The following is a 20653-nucleotide window of genomic DNA, read 5'->3' on the forward strand; positions in this document are numbered from 1 at the left end:
CCATGACCGAACCGTCCTCCCGTCCCCGACTCCACCTCGGCCTGTTCTTCACGGGCGTGGGATCCCAGCTGATCTGGACCGACCCCGACGCCCCCTCGCACACGGCGATCGAGACCTTCACCGATGTCGTGCGGACGTTGGAGCGGGGCCTCTTCGACGCCTTCTTCCTCGGCGAGGGACTGCGGGTCCGGGAGAACCGGGGAAGGATCTTCGACCTCGACGTGGCCGGCCGCCCCGACGCCATCACCCAGCTGTCCGCGCTGGCCGCCGTCACCGACCGGATCGGCCTGGTGGCCACCCAGAACACCACCTACAACCACCCGGCCGATCTCGCGCGCCGCCTGGCCGGCCTCGACCTGCTGTCCTCGGGCCGCGCCGGATGGAACATCGTCACCACCGACAACGCCTGGACCGGAGCCAACTTCCGGCACGGAGGCTGGCTGGAGCACGAACGCCGTTACGACCGCGCGGAACAGTTCGTCGACGCGGCCAAGGAACTGTGGTCCTCCTGGGACGGCCGGGGCCCCGCCCGTCCGGTCGAGCGGGACACCGACCTGGTCCGGCTGCGGGCCACCGCCACCGTGCCCGGCAGCCCGCAGGGCAGGCCGGTGCTCTTCCAGGCGGGCGACTCCGACGGCGGCCGCGAACTCGCCGCCCGCCACGCCGACGTCGTCTTCTCCGCCAACACCGAGTACGGCAAGGCCGTCGCCTACGCGGCCGACCTGCGCGACCGGCTGGCCCGGCACGGCCGGTCCCCCGACTCGCTGCGCATCCTGCCGGGCACGAGCGTCGTCCTCGGCGACACCCCGGCGGAGGCGGAGGAGAAGGCCCGCTGGGTACGTGGCGAGCAGATCAACGGCCCGCGGGCGATCGCCTTCCTGGAGCAGTACTGGGGCGCCGACCTGTCCGCCTACGACCCGGACGGACCTCTGCCGGACATCGAGCCCAGCGAGGAGGAACTCGACCCCTCACGCGGCACGATCGCGATCGAGCACCGCACCGGCAAAGCGGCCCTGATCCGCAAGTGGCGCGAGCTGGCGACCGAACGGGGACTGTCCATACGGCAGTTGGTGCTGGAGGTGGCGCCGGGCCACCCGTCGTTCGTCGGCACGCCGTCGGCCGTCGCCGACGAGTGGACCCGCTATGTCACCACCCGCGCGGTCGACGGCTTCAACATCGTGCCGCACCTGCTTCCGTCGTCGGTCACCGACATCGTCGACAAGCTGGTCCCGGAACTCCAGAGCCGAGGTGTGTACCGCACCGAATACCGGGGCACCACCCTGCGCGACCACCTGGAGCTCCCGCCCCTCGCCGCCGCGCAGGCGGACTGAGCGAACGGGAAGCCGCCGGCCGGCGGGCGACGACCAGGACCCAACAGAAGTTGTTTATCGATCGCTAAGTCGAGAATGAGGTCCCCACCGATCACCACCGATCAGTGGCTGGTTCTATTGAATCTGATCAGCATGAAAGCCAATAAGCACCTCATGGTCCGAAGTGTTGACGGCCTCATTCGGCCCCCTCTACCTTCTTAGCGCTCGCTAAGTAATTTTCCGTCTGTTGCAGCTCCCTCGAGGAGAATTCATGCGCAGGACCAACTGGGTACTGACGGGATCGGCCGTGATGCTGGTGGCGGCCTCGGCCGTCACACGGTTCACGGTCTATCCCGCACTGCACCAGGTGCCGGCCGACGCCAAGAGCACCTTCCGGTACGAGGGCACCGCCACGCTGCTCAACGCGACAGCCCTTCAGGCGGGTGATCCGAGCAAGGCCTTCCTGAAGGACGTGCCGGTCACCTTGGACCGCAGTATCGAGGTGAAGGACACACACGGCCGGACGGCCCTGGTCTCCGACGACGCGGTGCTGCGCGGTCCGAACGACACGGAGCTGAGCGCCTCCACACATCTGTGGGCGCTGGACAGGCGCGACCTCACCGAGCGTGCCGCACCCGCGGGTTCCGGGGCCGAGAAGCACGAGGGACTCGTCATTTCCTGGCCTCTGGAACCCGAGAAGCGGGACTACCGGTTCTGGGACACCGGCACGCGCAGCGTGTTCCCGGCGACCTACGAGGGCGCGCGGTCCGTCAACGGCCGCGAAGCCTACGTGTACGCCATCACGTCCGACGGGCCCCTTGCCGACCCCGCCACACTGAAGGCCTTACCGCCGGCCCTGCCCCGGGAAGCGGTGGTGGGCCTGGCTTCCGCCCTGCCCGAGGCGCAACGCCCGCCACAGGAGACACTGGACGCACTTCCGGCAACGGTACCGCTGACCTACACGACGGCCACGAAGCGGCAAGGCTGGGTCGACGCGGAGACCGGGCTGTCACTGGACGGCACGCTGCGTCAGACGGTTCTCGCGCGGACACAGAGCGCGGAAGGGCCGGTGACGCTCTTCCCCGTGAGCGATGTCGACGTCCGGGGCGCCCAGGCATCGGTGCGACACCAGACCGACGACGCGACCACGACCGCCCGGCTGCTGTGGCTGCTCAGCACGGGTGGCCCACTCGGCCTGCTGGCCGTGGCTCTGCTGCTCACCGCCCTGGCCCTGTGGCAGGCCCGCCGCAGGGCCCGCTCGGCCACCAGGGCCGAGGAAACCGACACGGGAGTCACGACGGCGGCTCTGTGAGGGGACAGGTGGTTCCTCGGCGGCTGCCAGCCGGATCGTGCGGTATCGCGGCGTCGCCATCGGCATCACCGGCACCAACAGTCGAGGCAGGGGGAAGTCGTGAGATGCGCAGTTCGCCGTAGCGTGAGTCCTGGAAAATCCGGCGCGAGGAAACGGCCCTTGAACCGCAGGAACGTAGGCAGGGAGCCTGGCGTCAGGGGTGTCCCGGCGGTGCGTGCAATGTTCCAGAGGAAAATGCCAAAGCCCTCACCTCGGCCCGGCACCTTCCGTAGTCTCGGGATCACGCTTCCGGTGCGGCCGTGCGGGGACGAGCGGTCCGGCGCGCGCTGAAGTCCCCTTCCCCGCCCGATGACGGCGAAAGGAGACCGGTCATGGCCGTCGAGGCCGAGGTCCTCAACGAACTGCACCGGCTGCGTGCGCGCATGCCCCGGCTCACCGGGGCACTCGCGGCCAGTGTCGACGGACTGGTCCTCGCCCAGGACATGCCCGGCGTCCAGCCGGAGGGCCTCGCGGCGCTCACCGCGGCCGCCCTCGGCGTCGGCTACCGCATGGTGGACCTCACGGACCGCGGGGAGTTCTGCGAACTGCTCGTGCGCGGCGCGGGCGGATACGTCGCCACCTATGCGGCCGGTCCCGCCGCCGTCCTCACCCTCCTCGCCGACGACCGGGCCAACGTCGGCCGGCTGCACCTGGAGGGACGGCGTAGCGGCGCCCGCATAGCCGAGCTGATGGCGGCGCACCGGGCGGCCCCGGACGACGCCTCCCGGCCCCACCGCCCCGGCCCGTCCTCCCCGGCCCCGCCCTCGCCCCAGGGGCGTCCCCTGGGTGCCCTGCCGGTGCGCATCCCCCGTCAGTTCCGCCCGCTCAGGGGTTCGGGGGACGACGTCTGACACGACGTCGTACACGCGTCACGTCGTCGGCGTCGGCGGGCGCGGGCTCTCATCTCCCGCCGCCCTCCGCCTCCGTACGACCGCGCCGCTGCGCGTGTCCGACGCGTCCCCGTCGGCGGCCGGCGGGCCGTTCCGGTCCGGTGCCGCCGCCCGCGCCGGACGCGCCCGGCGCGCTGAAGCCGCCGGGGACGAGGCGCGGTGGTGCGACGGCGGGGGCGGCGGTGGTGGTGGGCGTGGTGGCGGTGGTGGGCGTGGTGGCGGGATCGGGGGGCGACGGGCGGGTGCCCTCCTCCTGCCGCGCCTGCGGTGGGTCCGCCGCCCTGGAGGGCGGCGCCGCGCGGCCCAGCACCCTTGTGTGCGGCATCAACGCGGCGCAGGCGGCGCACACTTCGCTGAGGGTCCACACCTGGCCGACGGCCGGGTCGTGGCGCAGCACCAGGACGACCGTGCCCGCGCAGGCGATCCGGATGCCCTCGTGGGACGCGCACCGCTGGCGGCGGCACCAGCAGGCGGCGTCGGACCGTACCGAGGCCGCCCTGGCGTGAGCGGCGGCATGGGCCTCGGCGAAGCGGCGCAGGGCGGCGAGGTCGCGCGAGCGCGGCGGCATCGTGCACGCCGAGGAGCAGGTGACCGATGCCGTACGGTCCCGGTGACCGACCACGCGGATCGTCCAGCAGCGCCCGGGACGACGGGATGACGGGGCGTCAGGGTACATGAGAGCCAAGACCACATGTCCTTCGGGAGAGGCGGGACGGGTGGAAAGGGCACTCCGGGCTGATTCCGGCACCGCGCACCGGAAGTGACCTCGTTCACAGCATGCCCGTGGCCCCGCGGACCATTCGCGCCGTGCTCCCTCTGGCCGACAGACCGCCGTCACCGGGGACAACAGCGCGTGAACGGCGCCCGCACACTCCCGGCGCGCACGCCCTCCGCACGTCGGCCCCCGGCACTGCCGAAGCCGGTCCGAGCGCGCCGCGCACCCTCTCGCGCAGGGGCGCAGGGGCGCAGGGGCGCAGGGGGGCCGCAGGGCACGGGGGCGCAGGGGTTCCCCCGCCGTACTGCCGGCCCGCCCGCGGAAAGGCCGAGGGCCCGGAGGCGTGTCACCGCCTCCGGGCCCTCCTGCCGTCGTGCTTACGCGCCGCTCTCGCGGAGCATGTCCTCACGCTCGACGATCTTCACGCGCTCGCGGCCCTGCGGCTCGCCCAGCGCCTTCTCCGCGGCGTCCAGCTTGTACCAGCCCTCCCAGGTGGTGAAGCGGACCTCGCGCTCGGCGAGGAACGCGTCCACGGCCTGCGGGTCGGGCGAGGTCGGCGTGTGCAGACGGCCGTTCGCGTAGTCGTCCAGCAGGTTCGACACCGTCTCGTTGGCGTCGCCCTTGGTGTGGCCGATCAGGCCGACCGGACCGCGCCGGATCCAGCCCGTGACGTACGTCGACTGCAGGTGGCCGCCGCTCTCCTCGATGACGCGGCCGCCGTCGTCCGGGACGGTGCCCGAGTCGATGTCCCAGGGCAGCTTGGGCAGCTTCTCGGACAGGTAGCCGACCGCGCGGTAGATCGCGGTGACGTCCCAGTCCTTGAACTCGCCGGTGCCCTTGACGTTGCCGGTGCCGTCGAGGGCGGTGCGCTCGGTGCGCAGGCCGACGACCTTGCCGTCCTCGCCGAGGATCTCCGAGGGCGACTCGAAGAAGTGCAGGAACAGTTTGTGCGGGCGGTCGCCGACGTCGCGGATCGCCCAGTTCTCCAGCGTCTTGGCGACCATGTCGGCCTGCTTGTTGCCGCGCCGGGTCTGTATGGAGCCGTCGTCGTAGTCGATGTCCTCGGGGTCGACGATGACCTCGATGTTGGGGGAGTGGTCCAGCTCCCGCAGCTCCATCGGGGAGAACTTCGCCTGCGCCGGGCCACGGCGGCCGAAGACGTGGATCTCCAGTGCCTTGTTGGCCTTCAGGCCCTCGTAGACGTTCGGCGGGATCTCCGTAGGGAGCAGCTCGTCCGCGGTCTTGGCGAGGACGCGGGCCACGTCCAGGGCGACGTTGCCGACGCCGAGGACGGCGACCTTCTCCGCCTCCAGCGGCCAGGTGCGCGGCACGTCCGGGTGGCCGTCGTACCAGGACACGAAGTCGGCGGCGCCGTAGGAGCCGTCCAGCTCGATGCCCGGGATCGACAGCTCGCGGTCGGCCATCGCGCCGGTCGAGAAGACGACGGCGTCGTAGAAGGCGCGCAGGTCGTCCAGGTTGAGGTCGGTCGGGTAGTCGACGTTGCCGAACAGGCGGATCTGCGGCTTGTCGAGGACCTGGTGCAGGGCGGTGATGATGCCCTTGATCCGGGGGTGGTCGGGCGCCACGCCGTAACGGATCAGGCCGAACGGGGCCGGCATGCGCTCGAAGAGGTCGATGGACACACCGGGGTCGGTGGCCACATCGGACTTGAGCAGCGCGTCGGCGGCGTAGATCCCGGCGGGGCCGGCTCCGACAATGGCTACCCGCAGGGGGCGGGGCATGATGGGGGTTCCCTTCGAGCGGCGACAGATCGACTCGACGGGAAGCCTAAACTAAGGCAAACCTTACTCGGTACGGGGGTCCAGTCTATGAGCTCATAAGCGTGATTTATGAGCTGTCGAGCCTATCGTGCGGCGGCTGCTCGGGCCGCCGCCTCGGCCGCCGCCGGACCGTTCACCTCGGGAGCGGGCGGGCGAGCAGCAGGGCGATGTCGTCGGGCCGGTCCACGGCCTGTTGGGCCGTCGAGGTCAGCAGGCCGGCGACGTCCGCCAGGGGCCGCTCCGCCGGAGCGCCCGCCGTGGCCAGGGCGGTGCGCAGTGCGGTGATGCCCTCGTCGATGTCGTGGCCGGGCCGTTCGACCAGCCCGTCCGTGTACAGGGCGAGGATCGAGCCCGGCTCCAGGCGCAGCTCCGCGACCGGGTAGCGGGCGCGTGCGTCGACGCCGAGCACGACCCCTCCCGGCAGGTCCACCTCCTCGGTACGTCCGTCGGGGTGACGCAGCAGTGGCGGCAGGTGCCCGGCGTCGACCGCCCGCGCCACGCCGGTCGCCGGATCGAGACGGACGTAGCAGCAGCTGGCGAACAGACCGGGGTCGAGGTCGATGAGCAGGTGGTTCGTACCGGCCATGACCTCCCCGGGGGGCCGGTCGCCGAGCGCGAACGCCCGTACCGCGCTGCGCAGCTGCCCCATGGTCGCCGCGGCCTGCACACCGTGCCCCTGGACGTCTCCGATGACCAGGGCCAGGCCGTCCCCGGCCTCCACGACGTCGTACCAGTCGCCGCCCACCTCCATGCCCTCGGTGCCGGGCAGGTAGTGGCCGGCGGTCTCCACGCGCGCGTGCCGCGACAGCCGCCGGGGGAGGAGGGCCCGCTGGAGGCCGCGGGCGAGGGCGGCCTCGGTGTCGTAGCGCTGGGCCTTGTCCATCGCGTGGGCGATCAGGCCGGCCAGCGCGGTCAGCACCGTGCGCTCCTCGGAGCTGAAACGGCGCGAGCGGTCGAAGCCGAGGATGCACGAGCCGACCGGGCGGCCGGAGGCGATCAGGGGCAGGAAGGCGCGGGCGCCCTCGGCCGCGTCGAGCGCGAGATCCGGGTAGGCGGCCGCGAGCTGCTGCATCGAGTCGAAGAAGAGCGGACGGCCGGTGGTGAGCGTCTCCACGCCGGGCATCCGCTCGTCCAGGCCGACGCCCTCGAACGGTGCCAGGAAGCCCTCGGGGAAGCCGGTCTCCCAGGCCAGGTACAGGTGCCGGTCCTGGAGCAGGTAGATGGCCAGCAGGCGGCCGCCGAACGCGGGCAGCAGCTCCTGCACGACCACCGCCGACACCTGTCGGGCGGTCACCGCCTCCGTCAGCGCGATGGCCAGGACGATCGGGCGGTACAGCGGGGCGGTGGAGGCGGGGTCCTCCGGGGCGGGGGGCCCGGTCGGCGCGTCGGCCGCCGCGACGTCCGCCGGGTCGGCCGCGGGGTCGGCCGCGGGGTTGGCCGCAGGGTCGGCCGTCAGGACGTCCGCCGGGTCGCGGGCCGGGTCGTCCTCCGCGCCGGGCCGGGGTCGGCCCTGGGCGTGGGGCACGCGGTGGGCGGGCATGGCGGTGCAGGTGAGGAGGTCCGGGCCGGGGTGGACGGCCAGGCTCAGCCAGTCGCCCTCGTAGGAGCGCGGGACGGATCCCGGGCCGCCGGCGCCGGGCCCGGGACGGCGGACGTGGAAGTGCACGGGCTCGGGTGACAGCAGGGCGCCGCGCAGATGATCCTCGTATTCGGGCCGGTCCAGCCAGGGCAGCGACTCCCACAGCGGCCGGCCGAGCAGCCGCGAGCGCTCCACGCCCAGCAGGTGGGCCGCGCGGGGGTTGACGTAGACGACCGTCCCGAGCCGGTCCAGGCAGAACACGCCCTGCGGCAGCAGGTCGGCGGCTCCGTCCGCGAGGGCACCGGGCCCCTGGTCGAGGAGGACGCCGGTGACCGGGGCCGACGCGGCCGTACCGGGCGTCCACAGCTCCAGCAGGCGCAGTCCCCCGTCCGCGGTGCGGATCCGGACCGGTCGGGGCGGCGGCCTGCCCTGGGCGGTCTCGCGCAGCAGGGCGGGGAGCCGGCGGGCGTCCGTGACGTCGACGGCCCGGGCCAGCGCTTCCAGCGTGCGCGGTCGTTCCCCGGGGGAGAGCCCGAGCAGGGCCCGGGCGCGGTCGTCGGCGGTGACGGCGCCGGTCGCCGGGTCCCAGGCCAGATGCCCGAACCGCCCGGGCGGCGGCCCCGCGGGCGAGGGACGGACGCACAGCGGGTCGGCGTCCCAGGTGACGTTCCCGCCCGCCGTCTCGTGCCGCAGCAGCGCGGCCGCGAGGCCGCCCGCCACCCGCGTCAGCCGCTCGCGCGGCGCCAGTACCTCCCAGACGTCGGCGGTCGCGGCCCCGAGCACGGTCAGCACCCCGAAGGCCCGCCCGTCGGCCACGACGGGCACGCTGAACGAGCTGAACTGGAAGGGCAGTCCGGCCGCGAACTGGGGGTAGCGGCGCATGGTCTCGGCGGCGTTCGCCAGCACCACCGGAACGCCCAGACGGTGGGCGTCGGCCACCGGGAACGGCCGGTCCACGTGCACCCCCCACCAGGGCCGGAACAGCAGCCCCGGCAGCCCCGCGAGCACCGCGAGCCGCAACAGCCCGGGCGTACGGGAGAGGAGGTACACGCCCCCGGAACGGCCACCCACGGCACGCACGGCGTCCGCCGTGGCCCCGGCCAGCGTCCCGGCCACCTCCCGCTCGTCCTCGGCGCTCCCAGTCATCGGCCCCACCTCGTCCGTGCGCCGCCCGACGGGCGACACAGCAAGAATGCGCCACACGGGCTGCCCTGCGCATCTGCGGTGTCCGCGGTGTCCGCGCGGTGTCGCGGGACGGTGCCTGATGGAGCGGACGGCGCCTGATGTCCCCGTCGTGCCCGCCGTGCCCGTCGCCTCCGTCGTGCCCGTCGCCTCCGCCGTGCCCGTCGCGCTCGTCGCGCCCGCCGTGCCGGGCGCACCCGGCGGTTGAGCGAGCACGAGTGCGAGCACGAGCACGAGTGCGAGCGGAGCCGGGGCGGGGCGGAGCCGGGGCGGGGCGGGGCGGAGCCGGGGCGGAGCCGGGGCGGGGCGGAGCCGGGGCGGGGCGGAGCCTGATCCGAGCCGCCCCGGGACCCCGCCAGGCGAAGAAGGACCCCGCCAGGCGAAGAAGGGCGACGCCAGGCGCAGAAGGGCGACGCCCGACCCGGGCAGGGGGCCGTCCTACGCCGGGTCCGCCGCCCCCGCCCCCCGCATCGCCCGCGCGTGGGCGAAGAACGCGGACAGGCCCACCTCGAAGGCCCGGTCCGCGCGGCCCTCGCCCACCGCGGCCAGCGCCCGGGCCAGCCGCGGTGTCGGGGTGCGTTCCGTCAGCTCCCACATCGTCTCGGGGGCGGCGAGGTCGAGCGCGGAGCCCAGGACCAGGTTCTCCAGGGCGATGACCAGCGGCATCACCTCGGCGGTGCCGAATCCGGCGTCCAGCAGCAGGGTCACCGCCCGCTCGTACTGCTCCAGCACCCGGGGTGCCCGGACGGGCGAGGTCATCAGCAGCGGGATGGTCCGCGGGTGCGCGGCGAACGCGGCGCGGTAGGAGCGCGCCCAGGCCTCCAGCGCGGCGTCCCACGGGGCCAGGTCCAGCGTCCCGGGGTCGATCGCGGACGCCACCCGCTCCCGCAGCAGCTCCACGATGCCGTCCCGGCCGTCGACGTGGTGGTACACCGAGCCGGTCTGCGCCCCGAGCCGCCGCGCGATCTGCGGGACGCTGAAGTCGCCCTGCTCGTCCACCAGTTGCAGCGCGGTGGCGGTGATGCGTTCGCGATCGAGGAGCGGTGTGCGCGGCCGTCCCATGGTCGGTGGTCCCCCTCAGGTCTTCCCGGATGCCCAACGGAAGGTTACATTGCGGAAACCGAAAGCCTTTAGGTTTACGGGTCCCGGCGCACGCCACCCCCGGTGCGCGGGGATCCCCGGCGCGATCCCGCACGCCGTGGTCCGGGCCCCGCCCGTACCGTGAACCCTGGCCGCCCGCACGCCCGGGACCCCCTCCCGTCCGCCGCTCGAAGGGCTTCCCCATGTCCGTGACCACCCCCGACCCCGCCGAGGCGAGAGCCGACTCCGCCCCGGCGGGCCTGCGCACCGGCACCCTCGGCACCGCCGACATCGCCTTCTTCGTCGTCTCCGCCGCCGCCCCGCTGACCGTCATGGCCGGTGTGGCCCCGCTCGCGATCCTCCTCGGCGGTGTCGGCGCACCCGTCGGCTACCTCCTCGCGGGCCTCACCCTCGCCGTCTTCGCCGTCGGCTTCACCACGATGAGCCGGCACGTCACCAGCGGCGGCGCCTTCTACGCCTACATCACCCGCGGCCTCGGCCGCCCCGCCGGCGTCGGCGCCGCCCTCCTCGCCCTGATCGGCTACAACGGCATGGAGATCGGCGTCTACGGTCTCCTCGGCACCGCCACCCAGGACACCGTGCACGCCCTCTTCGGCGCCGACGTGCCCTGGCTGCCCGTCTCCCTGGCCGGCCTGCTGCTCATCGGCTGGGGCGGCTACCGCTCCATCGACTTCGGCGCCAAGGTCCTCGGCGTCCTGCTCGTCGCCGAGACCGGCATCCTCGTGCTGCTCGCGGCGGGCGTCCTGATCAAGGGCGGGGCAGAGGGGCTGTCGGTCACCTCCCTGGCTCCCGACCACGTCCTCGTGCCCGGCACCGCCGCCGTCCTCGCCTTCGCGTTCGCCGCGTTCACCGGCTTCGAGTCGACCGTCATCTACCGCCGCGAGGCCCGCGACCCGCAGCGCACCGTGCCGCGCGCCACCTACTGCGCCGTCGCCTTCCTCGGCCTGTTCTACGCGTTCGTCGTCTGGATCGCCATCCAGGCCTTCGGCGACGACAAGGTCCTCGCGGCCGCCGCCGACGACCCGGCCGGCCTGTTCTTCACCGCCATCAGCACCTACGTCGGCGACTGGGCGGCCGACCTGATGCACGTCCTCATCGTCACCAGCGTCCTCGCCTCCCTCCTCGCCTTCCACAACGCCATCAACCGCTACGGCCTCGCCCTCGCGGAGGAGGGCGTGCTGCCCCGTGGCCTGGGCCGCGTCCACCCCCGCCACCGCTCCCCGTACGTCGCCGGTCTCGCCCAGACCGTCCTCGGCGCCGTGGTCGTCCTCGCCTTCTGGGCGGCCGGAGCCGACCCGTACGGGCAGCTCCTGCTCTACGTCAACACACCCGGGATGATCGGCCTGCTGCTGTTGCAGCTGCTCGCCGCGATCGCCGTGCCCTGCTACTTCCGCCGGGTCCGCCACCAGGAGGGCGCGCTGCGCACCCTCGTCGCGCCGATCACCGCGAGCCTCCTGCTGGCCGCCGCGATTGCCCTGGTCATCGGCCACATCGACCTGTTCACCGGCGCGTCCTCGACGGTGAACACCGTGCTGGTCGCCATGGCGCCGGTCGTCTTCGCCGCCGGCCTCCTCCTCGCCCGGTGGCTGCGCCGCGCACGACCGGAGGTGTACGCCCGCTTCGGCTCGGACCGGGCCGAGCCCACCGCACCCGACCCCACCGCACCCGACCCGCTCACCGCACCCGACCCGCTCACCGCACCGGACCCGTCCGCCGCGCCCCCCGCGTGACCGCACCCGACCCGCCCCAGTAACCGCCCCACCAAGGGAGTCCCCCTCATGCCCACCGCCGACCTGATCGTGACCGGAGCCCGGGTCCGCACCCTCGACCCCGCCCGCCCGTCGGCCACCGCCGTCGCCGTACGCGACGGGATCGTCGCCGCCGTGGGCGAGGAGGACGACGTACGCGACTGGCGCGGACCCGGCACCGAGGTCGTACGGCTCGACGGCGCGCACCTCGTGCCCGGGCTGGTGGACGGCCACAGCCACCCCGTCTGGGGCCTGGAGATGGCGACCGGCACCGACCTGTCGGCCGTGACGGACCTGGCCGGACTGCGCGCCGCGCTGGCGTCGGCCGAGCGCGTCGACGGCTGGGTGCTCGGGTACGGCCTGGACCACAACGCCTTCGAGGGCCGGCCCGTCGACCGTGCCCTCGTGGAGGACGTGCTCGCCGGGTCACCCGCCTTCCTGCGCCTGTACGACGGCCACTCCGCCCTCGTCGACGGCAAGGCGCTCGCCGCCGCCGGTGTCACCGGGCCGCGCCACTTCGACCAGCGCTCGGAGGTGGTGTGCGACGCCGGGGGACGGCCCACCGGGCACCTCGTCGAGCACGCGGCGATGGACCTGGTCGCGGCCGTCGCGCCCCGCCCGTCGCACGCGGCCCGCCGCGCCCGGCTGCTCGACCTGCTGGCGGAGATGGCGGCGACCGGGCTCACCGGGGCCCATGTGATGGACGGCGGCGACATCGACCTGGTGACCTCCGTGGCCGAGGAGACGGTCCTGCCGCTGCGGCTGCGGTTCGCGCCCTGGTGCATGCCGGGCGCGGACGCCGACGACCTCGCCGAACTCGTCGCGGCCCAGGACCTGAACGGCCGGCACTGGAGGGTCGGCGGGGTGAAGTTCTTCATGGACGGCACCGTCGAGGGCGGCACCGCCTGGCTGGAGCACGCCGACTGCCACGGCCAGGGCACGGACGCCTTCTGGCCGGACCCGGAGGGCTACGCCGCCGCCGTGCGCACGCTCGACGCGGCCGGCGTACGGACCGCCACGCACGCCATCGGGGACGCGGCCGTCCGCCACGTCCTGGACACCGTGACCGCCCTCGGACCGGGCGCCCGGGGCCGGCACCGCATCGAGCACATCGAGACGGCGCCGGACGATCTGCTGCCCCGGTTCGCGCAGGCCGGGGTGGCCGCCTCGATGCAGCCCCCGCACACCGCCTACACCCGCCCCGACGGCAGCGACGAGTGGTCCCGCCGGCTCGGCGCCGCACGGGCCGCGCACGCCTGGCGCCTGCGCGACCTGCGCGACGCGGGCGCCACCCTCGCCCTCGGCTCGGACTGGCCCATCGCCCACCACGACGTCCGCGCGGTCCTGGCGACGGCCCGCAGCCCCCGGGGCGCGGCCTCCCGGCGGCCGGGCCTGACCGGCCTCGAAGCGCTGGAGGGGTGCACCTCGCACGCGGCCCGCGCGGCGGGCGAGGAGGACGTCGCGGGCCGGATCGCACCCGGTTACCGTGCCGACCTCACGGCCTTCGCCCTGGACCCGGTCGAGGCCCCCGCGGACGAACTGGCCGAGGCCCCGGTCCGGCTGACGGTGACCGGTGGTCACGTGGTGCACCGGGAGGCCTGAGGTGCAGCGGCGGGTCTGAGGCGCACCGGCGGGCTCAGGGTGCACCGGCGGGCCTGAGGCGCACCGGTGGGCCTGAGGCGCATAGGCGGGCCTGAGGTGCATAGGCGGGCTCAGGGCGCACCGGGAGGACCGAGGGGCACCGGTGGGCCTGAGGTGACGGGCGGTCAGACCGGCCCGCCGGGACCGAGGAGGACCTTCCCGGCGGCGGGGTAACCGCCCGTCATGGGCGAGATACTGATCGGCACCTGCTCGTGGACGGACCGGGCGCTCGTCGGCAGCGGCTGGTACCCACCGGGACGGCGGGGCGCGGAGGGCCGGTTGCGGCACTACGCCGAGCGCTTCCCCGTCGTCGAGGCGGACTCGACGTACTACGGCCTGCCGGACGAGCGCACCAGCCGGCTCTGGGCCGAGCGCACACCCGAGGACTTCGTGTTCGACGTGAAGGCCTTCTCCCTGCTCACCGGCCACCCCACCCGGCCCGCCGCCCTGCCGCCCGGGCTGCCCGGGGACGTCCGCTCCCCGAAGGCGCTGGACGAGGTGTGGCGCCGGTTCACGGACGGCGTCGGGCCGCTGCGCGAGGCGGGGCGGCTGGGCGCGGTCCTCTTCCAGTTCCCGCCGTGGCTGCGACCGGGGGCGCGGGCCCGCGCCGTCCTCGCGGACTGCGCCGAGCGCACCGCCGGGTGGCCGGTCTGCGTGGAGTTCCGGCACCCCGACTGGTGGCGCGGCCCGCAGGAGCGTACGACCGCCGAGGCGCTGCGGTCGTACGGATTCGCCGCCGTCGCCGTGGACATGGAGCCGTCGCTGCCGTCCGCGGTCCCCCCGGTCACGCCCGTCACCTCGCCACGGCTGGCGGTCGTGCGCCTCCACGGCCGCAGCCCGGCCTGGGGAACCGGCAGCAAGGAGGACCGCTTCCGCCACGAGTACACCGACGGCGAACTGCGCGAGTGGCTGCCCCGGGTGCGCGCGCTGGCCGGGCGGACCGAACGGGTGCATGTGCTGTTCAACAACTGCTGCGCCGACGCCGCCGTCCGGGCCGCCACGAGGATGCGTGCCCTCCTCGACTGCTGAAAGCGGCCAGGGGCCCGGGGCTCGGCGGGGCGGCGGCCTGGCGGTGTGTCGGCCCGGCAGTGCGGCGGCCCGGCGGTGTGCCGCGTCGGCGTCTCGGCGGTCCGGCGGTCCGGCGGTCCGGTGGCCGGGGTGCGGCGGCGTGTCAGGCGGTCGCCTTCAGGGTGCTCTTGGCCAGCTCGAACGCCGGCAGCATCTCCTCGTGCTCCTCGGTGTCCATGCCGCCGAGGTGCAGCACGACCGGGCCGTCGGCCGTGGTCACCGCGAGAGCGCGCTCCTTCTTCGTCTCCTCCAGCACCTCGCTCGTGGTGACGTACTCCACCTCCGCGCCGTCGAGGCCGCCCGCCTCGAAGGAGCGGTACTCCGCGCCGCTCGCCCCGCTCTCCGCGGCGACGAACTGCTCCAGCACGGCACGCGCGTCGGCGTCGCCCGGCTCACCGGTCCACACGCGCAGGAAGCCGATGTTCCCCGCGGGCTTGGCGTCGACCTCGCAGGCCATGGTGACGGGGCCCTGGCGCAGCAGCGCGTCGGCGAGTTCGTCGGCCAGCTCGTCGGTCAGTTCGTCGCCGGTGTCGCTCTGCTGCGCGGCCGCGTCGACGGCCTCGGCCGTCCAGGACTCGGCGATGTCGAAGGTGACCGGCAGCTCGCACACGGACCCGTCGGCGCCGATGCTGCCTCCGCGGGCCGCGACGCCGGCCGTCTTCGCCGTTTCCGCCGTCTCCGCCGTGGCCTTCCCCGGCGACGCCTCCGCGCCGCGTCCCGTCTCCCCGCACCCCGTCGCCACAGCCGTCAGCAGAGCCGCCGCCGCCAGACCTCGCCCCACGTTCCCCACCCCGAAGCGCACCGCTGTCCCTCCTCGCGTCTCCGGCACCCGTCGCGGTACCGGCGGAGCACTGTAACCGAGGCCGGCGTCGCACACCTGCGCGCCCGGTGCCGGGAACGACCCGCTACCGGGAATGCCCCGGCACCGTCCGCGGTTGTAGGGCGTGTCTGGCATGCACCACTCAATGAGGAACCACTCGACGAGGCAGGGTGCGATGCCGGTGGAAGGAGATCCCCATGGCACGCAGCACGGCGCGCCCCGTCGTCACCCTCAGGTCCACGGCGGGCACCGGTGTCACCTACGTGACGCGCAAGAACCGTCTCCACGACCCGGACCGGATGGTCCTGCGCAAGTACGACGCAGTGGCCGGGCGGCACGTCGACTTCCGCGAGGAGCGATGACCCCGGCGTACGACCCCAGGAGGCAGTCATGAAGGTGCGCGGATCCCTGCGCTCACTGAAGTCCAGGCCCGGCGCCCAGGTGGTGCGCCGCAAGGGGGTGACCTTCGTCATCAACAAGAAGGAGCCCCGCTTCAAGGCCCGCCAGGGCTGACCGGCCAGACCGGCCAGACCGGCCAGACCGGCCCGCCAGGGCTGACCGGCCCGGTTGGCCCGCTGGGCCCGGCCCCCCCCCCCGCGAAGGCCGGGCCCACCGGCATGCCGTCACCCGTCCTCCACGCCCAGCGGGCGGACCGGCCGCTGCCGACCTACGGTGGGGGAGCGGCCGGGCTCCCCCGAGAACCCGTCCGCTCCCGGCCGGCGCCGACTTCCCCCATCGTCCGATCCGGCCGGGACCCCTAGCCCTCCCGCACCGGCGCCTCGGCGCGTGTGGACAGCGGACTGCCGACCGGCAGGAAGAACAGGGCGCAGAGGGCCAGTGTCCCCGCCTCACGGTTCTCCGCCCTGTGCACGCCCCGCGGGCCCACCGGCTCCACGACGGCCTCTCCCGTGCGGGTGACGCACTCGGAGCCGTCCGCCAGGGTCCGGGTGAGCGTCCCGGCGGTCACCACGGCGACGACCCGTCCCTCGTGGTAGTGCCACGGCAGCTCACCGCCCGGCGGGATCTCGTACCGCGCCACGACGACCCGGGTGCGCTCCGGCACGGAGAGCGCGAGCCGCTCGGTGAGCAGGCCGTCGGCCAGCAGGGCCGGTACGGGGTCGGCGGCGGGCGCGGCCGCCACGGGCGACGGTCCGCTCACGAGGACCGCCTCGGTAACGGGGCCGGTGTCTTGGTCTGTCCTTCGATGCGCTGCACGGTGGTGAGATTATCCGACCGGTATGACGGGGTGGTGACGGGCCGTCAGGGGGGCGCCGTGCCCCGGTGGCGACCGGTCCGGGGGCCGGCCTCGCGGCGGTTGCCCTGAGAGTTCTCTGTGAGTTTCCGGTGCGGTTGAACACTCCCCGGACGGGCTGCGTACAGGGACGGGGGATTCTCAGGTCCGACCGCCGAGAGGTTTTGGAGCACTCCGTGGGACACAACAGGCGCAGACGCCCGACGGGCGGCCGGCGCGCGACCTTCGCCGCGGTCGCGTTGATGCTGGGCGGCGGAGGGCTGATGGCGGCGAACGTCTACGCCTCCGCCACCGAGGACGGCGCCGACGGGCCCTGGACGTCGGGCTCGGTCACCATCGACTGCCCCGACGTCGGCAGCCGGCTGACCGGTGTGCCGGACGAGGCCGCGGCGGAGGCCGACCGCGAACTCGCCGCGCTGGACGAGCAGATCGCCGCCGCCTACCGACGGCTCCAGGAGTCGGCACAGGCCGTGCGCGAGGACGTCGGCTTCGCCGACGAGGCGGTGATGAACCCGCTGGAGGAGAAGCGCGGCGCCACGATCGAGCGCATCGCGGTCGCCATCGACCGCGTCGGCGACCGCCCGGAGGGACTGGCGGACCTCGCCGCGTGCAGCCTTCGCACCGCCGACGACCAGGCGGGCGAGAGCGGCCAGGGCCAGGACGGCGGCCAGGACGGCGGCCAGGACGACGGCCAGGACGACGGTCAGACGGATGAGGAGGGCGGTCAGGCGGAGCAGGACGAGGGCGGTCAGGAGGGCAACGGTGGCCAGGCCGGAAACGGACCCGTGGCCGCCGATTACGTGGACATCACCACCGTCCAGCCCGCGCGTCGGACTCCGCCGGCGACCGCCGACGCGTCCCGCGGCACCTTCACCACCAGCTGCGGAGTCAACTCCAACGGACTGTTCAACTCCGACAACGTGATCGTCGCCCCGGGCGTCACCAACGGCGCCCACCACTTCCACGACTACGTCGGCAACCAGTCCAACGACGCCTTCGCCTCCGACGAGGACCTCGCGAACGCCGAGACCAGCTGTGTCGACCAGGGCGACAGGTCCTCGTACTTCTGGCCCGTCCTGCGTCGGCAGAACGGCACCGAGGAGCAGGACGCGGACGCTCCCGGCGGCGGCATCGAGGGCAACGCCGGTGAGATCGTCACGCCCAAGGAGGTCACCATGACCTTCGTCGGGAACCCGCGCGCCGAGGTCACCGCCATGCCGCGGCTGCTGCGGATCATCACCGGCGACGCCAAGGCGTTCGTCAACGGCACGGCCAACGCCAACGCCTCCTGGAGCTGCACCGGCTTCGAGGACCGGCAGCTCCAGGACAAGTACCCGCTCTGCCCCGAAGGCAGCGACGTCGTGCGCAGCTTCCGCTTCCAGAGCTGCTGGGACGGCGCCAACATCGACAGCGCCAACCACCGTACCCATGTGGCCTTCGCGGCCGCCGACGGGGGCTGCCCGGCCGGCTTCCGGGCCATCCCGCAGCTCGTGCAGCGCATCGTCTACGACGTCGACGCGCCCAGCCTCCAGGACGGCGGTCGCACCACTCCGCTGTTCGCGGTGGACTCCTTCCCCGAGCAGCTGCACAAGCCGGTCACGGACCACGGCGACTTCATCAACGTCTTCGACGAGGACCTGATGGGCCAGATGGTCGACTGCATCAACGAGGGCCGCACCTGTGGCGCCGGTTCCGGCGGCAGCGACGACGGCGACGACGGGACCGGCGACGAAGGTGACACCGGGGGTGACAACGGCAACGGCAACGACGGCAGCGGCGACGAGGGCCAGGGCCAGGACCAGGACGGAGACCAGGGCCAGGACCAGGGCGGCCAGGACCAGGACGAGCCCGCCGCCGGCGACACGGGTTCCGTCGCCACCCCCCGCGCCACGGAACCCCGCGCAGACACCGCGCCGACCACCAAGTCGACCCGAGCGGCGACCACACCCGCCCAGGACAGCGGGTCCGGCAGCGGGTCTGACAGCGGGTCCGACGACGGCTCGGACACCGGCTCGCAGGGTGACGCGGGTGCCGATGTGACGGCCCCGGCGCGGACCACGCCCCCGGCCGACGCGGGCGACACCCCCGTCGTTCCCGCACCCCAGGCCCAGGGCGGCCTAGCCGACACCGGCGCCGACCTGTGGCCCGCGGCCGCCGGAGGCCTGCTGGTGATCGGCGGCTTCGTCCTCCTGCGCCGTACCGCCAGGCGTCCGTACTGACCGTGCCGGAGCCGACCCCCGGGAGACCCTTGGGGGCCGGCCCCGGTACCACCTCCCCGGCACCGCCCTCCCGCCAAGGTCTCCTCGCGCGGCGGCGGGCACGTTCGGGTGCTCCCGGGCGTCATGCGCCGCACCGCCACCGGACCGCGCGGTATATCTCGCTCGGAGCGACCGCCCGGGCCGCTCCGGGCGGCACCGGCCCCGGGAGCCGGGCCGCCGCCACGCGACCAGGGGAGCGCCATGGACCACACGGAGTACGGCTACGACCTCGGCACCCACGGCCGGCCCGTCACCACCTCGTCCCCCGAGGCGCAGACCTGGTTCGACCGCGGTCTGGTGTGGTCGTACGGCTTCCACCACGAGGAGGCCGTCGCCTGCTTCGAGAACGCCGTCCGCGCCGACCCCGACTGTGCGATGGCGTACTGGGGCATCGCGTACGCCCTCGGACCCAACTACAACAAACCCTGGGAGTTCTTCGACGAGCGGGACCTGGTCAGGACCGTGGCGCGCGCCCACGAGGCGGTCGAACGCGCCCACGAGAAGGCAGCCCGCGCCACCCCCGTCGAACAGGCCCTGATCGGATCCCTGCGCGCCCGCTACCCGCAGGAGCGGCCCGCGCCGGACTGCTCGGTGTGGAACGCCCCCTATGCCGACGCCATGCGCGCCGTCCACGCACTGGCCCCCGACGACCTCGACGTCGCCGCCCTGTACGCCGACGCCCTGATGAACCTGACACCCTGGCAGCTGTGGGACCTGCGCACGGGCGAACCCGCCGAGGGCGCCCGCACCCGGGAGGCCGAGGCGGTGCTCGACCGCGCGCTCGCCACCGCGGCCGGCGCCGGCCACCCCGGCGTCCTGCACTTCTACATCCACCTGATGGAGATGTCACCGGCCCCCGAGCGGGCCCTGCCGGTCGCCGACCGGCTGCGCGACCTGGTGCCCGACGCCGGGCACCTCCAGCACATGCCCTCCCACCTGGAGGTGCTGTGCGGCGACTACCGGGCCGTGGTGTCCGACAACACGCGGGCGATCGCCGCCGACGAGAAGTACCGGGCACGGGCCGGGGCGATGAACTTCTACACCCTCTACCGGTCCCACAACCACCACTTCAAGATCTACGGCGCGATGTTCCTCGGCCAGGCACAGGTGGCCCTGGAGGCCGCCGACCGGCTGGAGGAGTCGCTGCCGGAGGAACTGCTGCGGGTGGAGAGCCCGCCCATGGCGGACTGGCTGGAGGCGTTCCTCGCCATGCGGGTGCACGTGCTGATCCGCTTCGGCCGCTGGGCCGACATCCTGGACCTGCCCGCGCCCGCCGACCCCGAGCTGTACAGCATGACGACCGCCATGCGGCACTACGCCCGCGGCGTCGCGCTCTCCGCGACCGGCCGGATCCCCGAGGCCGAGGCCGAACGCCGCCTGTTCCACGAGGCCGTCGCCCGGGTCCCCGAGACCCGGATGCTGTTCAACAACACCTGCGCCGACATCCTCGCCATCGCCTCCGCGATGCTCGACGGCGAACTGGAGTACCGCACGGGCCGGTACGACGCCGCCTTCGCCGCCCTGGAACGGTCCATCGCCCTGGACGACGGCCTGCCCTACGACGAACCGTGGGGCTGGATGCAGCCCACCCGGCACGCCTACGGCGCCCTCCTGCTGGAGCAGGGCCGCGTCGAGGAGGCCGAGGCGGTCTACCGCGCCGACCTCGGCCTCGACGACACCCTGTCGCGTCCCTCCCAGCACCCCGGCAACGTCTGGTCGCTGCACGGACTGCACGAGTGCCTCCTGCGGCTCGGGAAGGACGGCGAGGCCCGGATCGTCGCCCAGCAGCTGAAGTTGGCGGCCGCGCTGGCGGACGTACCCGTCACGGCGTCCTGCTTCTGCCGCCTCGACACCACCGCCGACACCACCCCCGGGACCCCCGGCGCACCCGGCTGCTGCGGCATGGACAATTGACCTACCGGCCGCCCGGGATGCCGAGCGGCCACGCCGTCACGAC

At 74.0% G+C, this 20653-nt stretch carries 16 protein-coding genes; 10 read left to right on the forward strand and 6 right to left on the reverse strand.

The genetic code is table 11. The features are described 5' to 3' along the window. The first annotated feature begins 2 nt into the window (after window positions 1-2). The 3 genes from ACFYWQ_RS36840 to ACFYWQ_RS36850 all read left to right on the forward strand — a co-directional run bounded on the left by ACFYWQ_RS36840 (window position 3) and on the right by ACFYWQ_RS36850 (window position 3512). Window positions 3-1331: an NtaA/DmoA family FMN-dependent monooxygenase gene (locus ACFYWQ_RS36840; protein ID WP_389522911.1), complete on the forward strand. Its 1329-nt coding sequence runs from the start codon at window positions 3-5 to the stop codon at window positions 1329-1331. Between the two features lie 250 nt (window positions 1332-1581). Beyond that, window positions 1582-2622 carry a porin PorA family protein gene (locus ACFYWQ_RS36845; RefSeq protein WP_389522914.1) on the forward strand — a complete coding sequence of 347 codons (1041 nt, stop codon included), beginning with the start codon at window positions 1582-1584 and terminating at the stop codon, window positions 2620-2622. 371 nt (window positions 2623-2993) lie between these two features. After that, window positions 2994-3512 carry a roadblock/LC7 domain-containing protein gene (locus ACFYWQ_RS36850; RefSeq protein WP_389522917.1) on the forward strand — a complete coding sequence of 173 codons (519 nt, stop codon included), beginning with the start codon at window positions 2994-2996 and terminating at the stop codon, window positions 3510-3512. 49 nt (window positions 3513-3561) lie between these two features. Here ACFYWQ_RS36850 and ACFYWQ_RS36855 read toward each other — a convergent pair whose 3' ends face one another. The 4 genes from ACFYWQ_RS36855 to ACFYWQ_RS36870 form a co-directional block, all read right to left on the reverse strand. Next, a complete protein-coding gene (locus ACFYWQ_RS36855) occupies window positions 3562-4173 on the reverse strand; it encodes a hypothetical protein (RefSeq protein WP_389522919.1) in 612 nt (203 codons plus the stop codon). Window positions 4174-4643: 470 nt separating this feature from the next. Then, entirely contained in the window at window positions 4644-6008 is a 1365-nt protein-coding gene (locus tag ACFYWQ_RS36860; protein ID WP_389522922.1) for an FAD-dependent oxidoreductase, read from the reverse strand. A gap of 172 nt (window positions 6009-6180) precedes the next feature. Then, entirely contained in the window at window positions 6181-8772 is a 2592-nt protein-coding gene (locus ACFYWQ_RS36865) for a SpoIIE family protein phosphatase (protein ID WP_389522925.1), read from the reverse strand. Between the two features lie 474 nt (window positions 8773-9246). Beyond that, window positions 9247-9870, reverse strand: a complete 624-nt coding sequence (locus ACFYWQ_RS36870; protein ID WP_389522929.1) for a TetR/AcrR family transcriptional regulator — start codon at window positions 9868-9870, stop codon at window positions 9247-9249. Window positions 9871-10091: 221 nt separating this feature from the next. Between ACFYWQ_RS36870 and ACFYWQ_RS36875 the strand changes: the two genes are divergently transcribed. The 3 genes from ACFYWQ_RS36875 (at window position 10092) to ACFYWQ_RS36885 (ending at window position 14327) form a co-directional block, all read left to right on the forward strand. Further along, a complete protein-coding gene (locus ACFYWQ_RS36875; RefSeq protein ID WP_389522932.1) occupies window positions 10092-11639 on the forward strand; it encodes an APC family permease in 1548 nt (515 codons plus the stop codon). Between the two features lie 48 nt (window positions 11640-11687). Then, window positions 11688-13259 carry an amidohydrolase gene (locus ACFYWQ_RS36880; protein WP_389522935.1) on the forward strand — a complete coding sequence of 524 codons (1572 nt, stop codon included), beginning with the start codon at window positions 11688-11690 and terminating at the stop codon, window positions 13257-13259. Between the two features lie 222 nt (window positions 13260-13481). Next, entirely contained in the window at window positions 13482-14327 is an 846-nt protein-coding gene (locus ACFYWQ_RS36885; protein ID WP_389522938.1) for a DUF72 domain-containing protein, read from the forward strand. 142 nt (window positions 14328-14469) lie between these two features. On the opposite strand, the gene ACFYWQ_RS36890 is transcribed toward ACFYWQ_RS36885, so the two are convergent. After that, entirely contained in the window at window positions 14470-15156 is a 687-nt protein-coding gene (locus ACFYWQ_RS36890) for a lipoprotein (protein ID WP_389523148.1), read from the reverse strand. A gap of 227 nt (window positions 15157-15383) precedes the next feature. Between ACFYWQ_RS36890 and rpmG the strand changes: the two genes are divergently transcribed. Continuing rightward, window positions 15384-15548 (forward strand): 50S ribosomal protein L33, encoded by a 165-nt coding sequence (gene rpmG, locus ACFYWQ_RS36895; RefSeq protein ID WP_385069622.1) that lies wholly within the window; start codon window positions 15384-15386, stop codon window positions 15546-15548. A 28-nt stretch (window positions 15549-15576) separates the two neighbouring features. Then, entirely contained in the window at window positions 15577-15699 is a 123-nt protein-coding gene (ykgO, locus tag ACFYWQ_RS36900) for a type B 50S ribosomal protein L36 (RefSeq protein ID WP_389522941.1), read from the forward strand. A 244-nt stretch (window positions 15700-15943) separates the two neighbouring features. Here ykgO and ACFYWQ_RS36905 read toward each other — a convergent pair whose 3' ends face one another. Further along, window positions 15944-16345, reverse strand: coding sequence for a cupin domain-containing protein (locus tag ACFYWQ_RS36905; protein WP_389522944.1), 402 nt, complete (start codon window positions 16343-16345; stop codon window positions 15944-15946). A gap of 356 nt (window positions 16346-16701) precedes the next feature. On the opposite strand from ACFYWQ_RS36905, the gene ACFYWQ_RS36910 reads away from it, so the two are divergent. Both ACFYWQ_RS36910 and ACFYWQ_RS36915 read left to right on the forward strand, forming a co-directional pair. Continuing rightward, entirely contained in the window at window positions 16702-18657 is a 1956-nt protein-coding gene (locus tag ACFYWQ_RS36910; RefSeq protein WP_389523151.1) for a DUF1996 domain-containing protein, read from the forward strand. Window positions 18658-18897: 240 nt separating this feature from the next. Further along, on the forward strand, window positions 18898-20610 hold the full coding sequence (locus ACFYWQ_RS36915) for a hypothetical protein (RefSeq protein ID WP_389522946.1): 1713 nt from the start codon (window positions 18898-18900) through the stop codon (window positions 20608-20610). Window positions 20611-20653 lie beyond the last annotated feature (43 nt).

Origin of the sequence: Streptomyces sp. NPDC003247, from assembly GCF_042888135.1 — a bacterium.
In the GTDB taxonomy this organism is placed as follows: domain Bacteria; phylum Actinomycetota; class Actinomycetes; order Streptomycetales; family Streptomycetaceae; genus Streptomyces.

Bases quoted from the DNA above. Each gene is read 5' to 3' on its own strand.
- ACFYWQ_RS36840 (WP_389522911.1), top strand. From the start codon at position 3: ATGACCGAACCGTCCTCCCGTCCCCGACTCCACCTCGGCCTGTTCTTC.
- ACFYWQ_RS36845 (WP_389522914.1), top strand. From the start codon at position 1,582: ATGCGCAGGACCAACTGGGTACTGACGGGATCGGCCGTGATGCTGGTG.
- ACFYWQ_RS36850 (WP_389522917.1), top strand. From the start codon at position 2,994: ATGGCCGTCGAGGCCGAGGTCCTCAACGAACTGCACCGGCTGCGTGCG.
- ACFYWQ_RS36860 (WP_389522922.1), bottom strand. From the start codon at position 6,008: ATGCCCCGCCCCCTGCGGGTAGCCATTGTCGGAGCCGGCCCCGCCGGG.
- ACFYWQ_RS36865 (WP_389522925.1), bottom strand. From the start codon at position 8,772: ATGACTGGGAGCGCCGAGGACGAGCGGGAGGTGGCCGGGACGCTGGCC.
- ACFYWQ_RS36870 (WP_389522929.1), bottom strand. From the start codon at position 9,870: ATGGGACGGCCGCGCACACCGCTCCTCGATCGCGAACGCATCACCGCC.
- ACFYWQ_RS36875 (WP_389522932.1), top strand. From the start codon at position 10,092: ATGTCCGTGACCACCCCCGACCCCGCCGAGGCGAGAGCCGACTCCGCC.
- ACFYWQ_RS36880 (WP_389522935.1), top strand. From the start codon at position 11,688: ATGCCCACCGCCGACCTGATCGTGACCGGAGCCCGGGTCCGCACCCTC.
- ACFYWQ_RS36885 (WP_389522938.1), top strand. From the start codon at position 13,482: ATGGGCGAGATACTGATCGGCACCTGCTCGTGGACGGACCGGGCGCTC.
- rpmG (WP_385069622.1), top strand. From the start codon at position 15,384: ATGGCACGCAGCACGGCGCGCCCCGTCGTCACCCTCAGGTCCACGGCG.
- ykgO (WP_389522941.1), top strand. From the start codon at position 15,577: ATGAAGGTGCGCGGATCCCTGCGCTCACTGAAGTCCAGGCCCGGCGCC.
- ACFYWQ_RS36910 (WP_389523151.1), top strand. From the start codon at position 16,702: ATGGCGGCGAACGTCTACGCCTCCGCCACCGAGGACGGCGCCGACGGG.
- ACFYWQ_RS36915 (WP_389522946.1), top strand. From the start codon at position 18,898: ATGGACCACACGGAGTACGGCTACGACCTCGGCACCCACGGCCGGCCC.